Source organism: Ilyobacter sp., assembly GCF_041583315.1.
Classification (GTDB): Bacteria; Fusobacteriota; Fusobacteriia; order Fusobacteriales; family Fusobacteriaceae; genus Ilyobacter.
The window spans coordinates 1-4,892 of record NZ_JBFHGC010000184.1; the positions used below are offsets into that span (position 1 = coordinate 1).

Here is a 4,892-nt window from a genome sequence, read left to right on the forward strand (position 1 = left end):
AGTACAGGATCTTAGACGAAAACAACTCCATAAGAAGAATTGACCGTCTTATGATCAGAGAGGCTAAGGACGGGAATAAGGGAGAGTTGGTAATCGTGGACTATAAAACCGGAGAAAAGGATGAAGACCAGATGAAGCAATATGAAAACTCCATAAGAAATATCCTTTTAAAAGATGGTATAGAGGATCTTTATGATATAAAATGCCATTTCCTGTTTCTTGATTTAGAATAGATTATTCCAATCAAAATTCAGCAGTTATAAAAAAAATGCCCTTGAATAACGGAAAGAGTCCCGTATTCAAGGGCATTTCATATATCAATTAAAACACAAGTTCTATTACAGATAATATTCCTATGAACCACATTGTAGGCTTTATCTTTTTCATATCTCCTGAAAAAATTGATACAGCAACATAGGAGATAAATCCAAAAGCGATTCCAGTAGATATACTGTAAGTCAAAGGCATAAGTATGATAGTAAGGAAGCTAGGTATAGCAACCTCTATATCATGGAAATCTATATCAAGAAGATTTTTAAACATATATATTCCCACAAGCATAAGTGCCGGTGCAGTAGCAAAAGCCGGTACAATCCCTATAAGAGGTGCGAAGAATAACGCTACTATGAATAATACCGCAGTAGTCATTGCAGTAAGTCCTGTTCTCCCTCCTTCAGCAATTCCAGATGCAGACTCTACATAAGTTGTCGTTGTCGAAGTTCCTAGAAGAGCCCCTACAACTGTTGCCATGGCATCAGCTTCAAGAAGTTTACTTACGTTCTGAATTTTACCTTTTTCGTCTATCATCTCAGCTTCATGAGCACACGCCATTATTGTTCCTACAGAATCAAATAAGTCTACAAACATAAATGAGAAAATACTTCCGAAAAGAGATATTTTAAGTGCTCCTAATATATCAAGTTTAAATGCAATAGGTGCTATACTTGGAGGCATAGCTATTATGCTGGTAGGTAAAGCTACTTCTTTGAAGATAATTCCTAGCACTGTGGTGACGATTATCCCCACCAGTATTCCACCCTTTACTTTTTTCATCTCAAGGTATCCCATTACACCAAAACCAATCAGACCTAAAAGTACAGGTATATTAAGCTCTCCCAATCCAACTAAAGTTGCAGGATTGCTCACGATAAGCCCCATGTTCTGCATACCTATAAAGGCTATAAAAAGACCTATTCCAGCTCCCACCGCAAGTCTTAACTGCGACGGAATAGCGTCAATTATCTTTTCTCTGAAGCCTGTAAATGTGAGAATAAGAAATATTACTCCGGAAATAAATACAACTCCTAAAGCTTCCTGCCATGTGGCTCCGTGCCCCATAACCAGTGTATAGGTAAAGAATGCATTAAGTCCCATTCCAGGTGCCATGGCAAAAGGGACATTTACCCAAAGACCTGCAAATGAAGTACCGATAAAAGCTGCTAAACAAGTTACTGTAATAAGGGCTCCCTTATCCATTCCTGCAGCACTCAATATTGCCGGATTTACAAAAATAACGTAAGCCATTGTTAAAAAAGTAGTTATTCCTGCTACAACTTCCTGTCTGACACTTGTGTTATGTTCTTTCAATTTGAAAAAATTCTCCATTTTCCTAAAACCCTCCTAAAGTTAAAATATTAAAAAAGGCCCTATTAAAGGGCCACCTGGAACGGTTTAAAAAATAAAACCAAATTATATGGCCATAGTAAGTCATTTACGGCGACTTGTAGAAACTCTTCACCTTATTAGAAGATTATATGGAGATTTTATTAATTTTTCACTTTATACTATTATAAAATTACTCTCATTGTCAAGTTTTATTTGAGATAAAAATTTTGCTATAGAAAATTTTGACATCTTATTTTATGCTCAATAGAGCAAATCAAATTATAAAAATTATATTTTTAGGGGCTAGAAAGTCGACCAACCAGTAAACTCCTGAAATCTATAAAGAAAGTATTTCAAATAGGACTCCTCTGCTTTTTCATCGTAGGAGAGGGTGTACTCTGCACTTATATTTCCCCACATGTCATCAAAATAATTATTTAACTTTAGTGAGATTTCGTTTTTTCTAAGAGCCTCTAGCATGAGGTCCGTTTCTAAGTTATACCCCTGTATATTCCTCTTGGTGAAATTGGCAGACCCTCCTATTACCACCATCTCATCTCCCTTATTCCCGATTATGAATTTGGAGTGAAACTGCTCTCCTGAAGTTTTATACCATCTGATTTCTATGTTACCCCTTCCTTTTTTAATGAGTTCCCATGCCACCACCCTGTTTGGTATCCCGCTTTTATTCCTTCCGAAGGCCTCTATATTCCCGTCTAGTATTATTTTTATTTTCACCCCTCTTTTACCGGCTTTTATGAGTTCATCTATGACTCTCCTGTCCCCGAGATAAAACATTCCGAGCTTTATCTCATCTCCCGGATCTGTAGTTTTTATTAGTTCCTCTATATTTTCACCTATCATTTTCTCTGTGAGAAGGGTTACCTTTATCTCCCCCCCTTCTGCTCCTGGTTCTAATATCTCAAGGGAGATATCTTCTCCCGAAAAACTTGCTACATCGATCTCACTAGTGAGAATATCCTTCACAACAGGTCCCTTCACACCAAAGCCTATGTTTGAGTGATAACCACTGGCATCGTGAAAATTCATAGAGGTCACCAGAGCTTTTTTCTCACTGACCACTACCTTCCTGTGATTTACCTTTAGGTTGAGAAGCTTTAGATAACCCCTAACTGTGACCCTGGGGGCATCATCTGCGAAAGGGTTTTTTATCCAGCCTGTCCCACCTGTCCCAAACCATTTAAAGACAGTCCTCCAGAGTATTGAATAAGTTATGTTAGAGTCCCTCACCTTGGTCATATCAGTCTCTATTATTTTTATCCCAGCTTCTCTCAGAGCCTGAAATTCCCATATGTCATAAACCTTGTAAAAGGTGTTTATCTCATCTGTTATTAGATATACTTCCAACCCCTCATTCTTTTTTTCTATGAGTTTCTCTGTTACAGACCTAGTTATGGTCGGAAATTTCTTGTCCCTGCTGTAAATACTGTTATACAGAAACATGTCAACAACTATAAATTCTTCTGCATCATCCATGATATTCAGAGCGTAGTCTAGAATCTCCTGTTCCACATGCCTCTCCCCATCTTTTATATAGGTCATATCTCTTAAAAAATCAATATTCTTAGTGTAATAGGAGGTACCTTTAACCGATGTCCCTTTAGGGATTCTCGTGCATCCCATAATCATTATAAGCAATATAATGTAAATTATATTTATCTTTTTAATACTCTTCATAAGAACTCCCCCTGAAAAGCTATTCAAAATCCCTCTATCTATCCTTTTTTATACATTACATCAAGTTTCACAAAATATGTTCTTCATCCTCTAATTAATACCATCTTTTCAGAATTCATTTGACTTTTATTCTGCCTCACGTTATACTAATCAAAAATGACTAAAAAACCAAATCAGTCAGGGAGGTTTTGATGGACGAAAAGAAATTAAAAATTTTAGAGAAAGCCAAAGAACTGTTTTTAATATATGGAGTTAAAAAGACAACTGTTGATGAGATAGCAAAATCTGCCGGTATCGGCAAAGGTACTGTATATCTTTATTTTTCATCAAAAGGAGATATAGTTTCCGATTTAGCAGTGCAAGAAGCAAATAATATTGCATCTCAACTTAATAAAGTTATTGCAAAAGAAAATAGCCCAGAGGAAAAACTGAGAGTATTTATAAAATCATTTATATTGAACTGCCATGACTTTGTCAATTCAAATGTTCACGCTGCTGATATTTTTGATGTTATGAGGCATTACAGAAGTAAATGTGAAATTGGTACGCAGAGTTATGAGGGAGAAATGGCGGAAATTACAAAGATTGCGTCAGAAATCTTGTTAGCAGGAAAAGAGGAAAATACTTTTATATTTGATGATCTGTTAGAACTTATCGGTAATATATCTTTTACTCTTCAAAGTTATTTTCCGCCCATTTCAACAGAGCTTGAAAGAGATTATTTAGATAAAAAAAGTGATTATATAATCGATATAATTATTAAAGGACTAAAAAAATAATTTAAATAAATCCGGCTTATTTATAGTTTTATAAAGTCGGTATTTTTTTAAAAAACTATGACCGAAATACCAAAATGGTTTTTGATTCAAAATTTGGTTTGTTAAGTTAAAAACTACAGTTTTTTGAAAGCAGGAAATTCTAAATAATTGAAAATAATACACGAAAAAATAAAAAGAAATATGATCAAGGAGTGGATATAAAAATGAAAATACTATATTTTACAGCAACAGGTAATAGTCTGTACATTGCAAAAGCATTTGGTACAGAATTATTATCTATACCCCAAATGATTAAGGAAGGAACATTTGAATTTACTGACGAAAAGATTGGAATTGTATTTCCTGTTTTCGGATGGGGAGTTCCGTCGTATATCGTAGATTTTTTAAAAAAAGTAAAATTTAATACTGAATATCTTTTTGCCGTTCCGACTTATGGTGTTTATTCCGGTGCAGTAGCTAATCACTTAACTGGCATCAGCAAAAATACCGGATATGAATTTTCTTATATTAATCCGATAAAAATGGTGGATAACTATCTCCCAGGATTCGATATGAAAAAGGAAGCTGCGAATGAAGGAAAAAAAGGAACCGAAGAAAACTTAATAACTATCAAAGCTGATGTTTCAAGCTCTAAAAAATGGATAAAACCTGAAAACTTCTTACAAAAAGGAGCTTTCACTCTTATGCACAAGAGGAAAAAACCATTTAGCAAAAAACAGTTGAAGCTTCATGTATACGGAGAAGGTATTGAAAACTACGTTTATACAGATGATAATTGTACTGGCTGCGGACTTTGTGCCAAAGTATGTC

5 protein-coding genes and 1 riboswitch are annotated in these 4,892 nt (G+C 35.0%); of the genes, 3 read left to right on the forward strand and 2 right to left on the reverse strand.

Annotation, left to right across the window (positions count from 1 at the left end):
- On the forward strand, nt 1-233 hold a 233-nt coding region (locus ABZA26_RS07630; protein ID WP_372713925.1), incomplete at its 5' end, for a hypothetical protein.
- A gap of 88 nt (nt 234-321) precedes the next feature.
- On the opposite strand, the gene ABZA26_RS07635 is transcribed toward ABZA26_RS07630, so the two are convergent.
- A complete protein-coding gene (locus ABZA26_RS07635; RefSeq protein WP_372713926.1) occupies nt 322-1,605 on the reverse strand; it encodes an NCS2 family permease in 1,284 nt (427 codons plus the stop codon).
- Nucleotides 1,606-1,680: 75 nt separating this feature from the next.
- Nucleotides 1,681-1,778: riboswitch (purine riboswitch) on the reverse strand.
- 130 nt (nt 1,779-1,908) lie between these two features.
- Nucleotides 1,909-3,303, reverse strand: coding sequence for a phospholipase D-like domain-containing protein (locus ABZA26_RS07640; RefSeq protein ID WP_372713927.1), 1,395 nt, complete (start codon nt 3,301-3,303; stop codon nt 1,909-1,911).
- Between the two features lie 191 nt (nt 3,304-3,494).
- Here ABZA26_RS07640 and ABZA26_RS07645 point away from each other — a divergent pair, with 191 nt between their 5' ends.
- Both ABZA26_RS07645 and ABZA26_RS07650 read left to right on the forward strand, forming a co-directional pair.
- Complete coding sequence (locus ABZA26_RS07645) at nt 3,495-4,082, forward strand: TetR/AcrR family transcriptional regulator (RefSeq protein WP_372713928.1); 588 nt, start codon at nt 3,495-3,497, stop codon at nt 4,080-4,082.
- Between the two features lie 203 nt (nt 4,083-4,285).
- On the forward strand, nt 4,286-4,892 hold a 607-nt coding region (locus ABZA26_RS07650), incomplete at its 3' end, for an EFR1 family ferrodoxin (RefSeq protein ID WP_372713929.1).